Source organism: Caballeronia zhejiangensis (assembly GCF_000698575.1).
GTDB lineage: Bacteria > Pseudomonadota > Gammaproteobacteria > Burkholderiales > Burkholderiaceae > Caballeronia > Caballeronia zhejiangensis.
The window spans coordinates 1-1,543 of record NZ_JFHD01000099.1 but is presented as its reverse complement, the minus strand read 5'-3'; the positions used below and the strand labels follow the sequence as shown (position 1 = coordinate 1,543).

General features: G+C 56.1%; 1 protein-coding gene. It reads left to right on the top strand.

Going from position 1 to position 1,543, the window contains the following annotated elements; all coding sequences use genetic code 11:
* The first annotated feature begins 101 nt into the window (after positions 1–101).
* A complete protein-coding gene (locus BG60_RS36075) occupies positions 102–1,115 on the top strand; it encodes an IS110 family RNA-guided transposase (protein ID WP_008344880.1) in 1,014 nt (337 codons plus the stop codon).
* Positions 1,116–1,543 lie beyond the last annotated feature (428 nt).

Genomic DNA, 1,543 nt, shown 5'->3' with positions numbered 1-1,543 from the left:
TGCTCGGTTTGAAAATCATCTGGCGGGCCTCCCGCCGTCGCCCGGGCGGACGACGGGGGTAAAGTGAGTTTGCCGAACACTTGACCCGTCAGGAGGCCAACATGAACTATAGCGGCATTGACTTGCATTCCGACAACAGCGTAGTAAGTGTGATGGATGACACCGATCGCGTCGTCGCAGAAAAGCGCTTGCCCAACGATCTAGGAAGAATTCTGACCTTTCTCGCTCCGTGGAAAGATGACCTTGCAGGCGTTGTCGTGGAATCGACGTTCAACTGGTATTGGCTTGTCGACGGTCTGCAAGCAGCGGGCTTTAATGTCCTTCTGGCCAACACCACTGCGATCAAGAAATACGACGGACTCAAGCATAGTGGAGACGAGACCGATGCACGTTACCTGGCTCACCTGCTAAGGCTCGGTATCCTGCCAACTGGAACTATCCTGCCGCCCGAAATTCGCACAGTGCGGGATCTGGCGAGGAAGCGACAGCAACTTGTACGCAGTCGCACCCAGCACATTCTGGCGATTGAAAACATTACGGCGCGCCAGTTTGGCAAGCGAATCACGAGTAATCAGGCAAAACAACTGGACGAGCACGCCGTTGATCAAATGCATCTCCCGGATGACGTATCACTCGCGATTCGGGCCAACGCTGCGGTCATTGCCACGCTCTCCGCTCAAATCGATACTCTCGAAAAGCGTCTCCATGAAAGAGTTCTTCTGAATGCTGATTATGCGTTGCTGACCACTGTACCGGGAATCGGTCAGACTCTGGCGACAGTCATCGTCCTGGAGATAGGATCCATCGAGCGCTTTGCCAACGCGGGCAACTTTGCATCGTACGCCCGCTGTGTACAGAGCCAACACCTCAGTAACGGCAAAAAGAAAGGCGAAGGCAACACTAGGAACGGCAACAAATATCTGGCCTGGGCGTTCGTCGAGGCGGCCAACTTTGCCATACGCTTTTGCGCCGAAGCAAAACGTTTCTACGATCGCAAGAAGGCGCGAACGAATCCGATCGTCGCGCGCAAGGCCCTGGCACACAAGCTTGCACGCGCGTGTTTCCATATGCTCAAGGAGCGCAAACCATTTGATATGACACGCTGCTTCGCATGAAAGTAACGACGGCGACCGGTAAGCCTCGTTCCACGGATGGAGGAGCGACAGCCACCGCTTTGAATGGGATGCCGGACCCGCCGTCGCCCGTTTTTGCAGTCAACGCGGATCGCCTGCAATGTGAACCAGCCACGGATTGGCGCCGGATTATCGGCAGCCCTCGAGATTTGTGCAAACCCATGGACACATTACGGCACCAAAGTTCTTCTGGGGTGGCAAAAGCCACCAGGGCGAAAGGCTTCGCTTGCATCGCCGCTCGCTTGATCCTCACGGGTGTCTGGCGCGATTCGCGTCGTAGCCAAAAATTGAAGAAACGGGTGCGCTCAGCGACTGCAGCCGGACAAGGGATTGAAAGACCGGCCCGCTCGTGCGAGCCGCGGAAGGGTTTTGTTACTTGACACCGGCCCGCTAATGGGTGCCGTGGAATC

What these genes read in the sequence shown, in the direction of transcription:
- BG60_RS36075 (WP_008344880.1), top strand. Translation starts at nt 102, where the DNA reads ATGAACTATAGCGGCATTGACTTGCATTCCGACAACAGCGTAGTAAGT.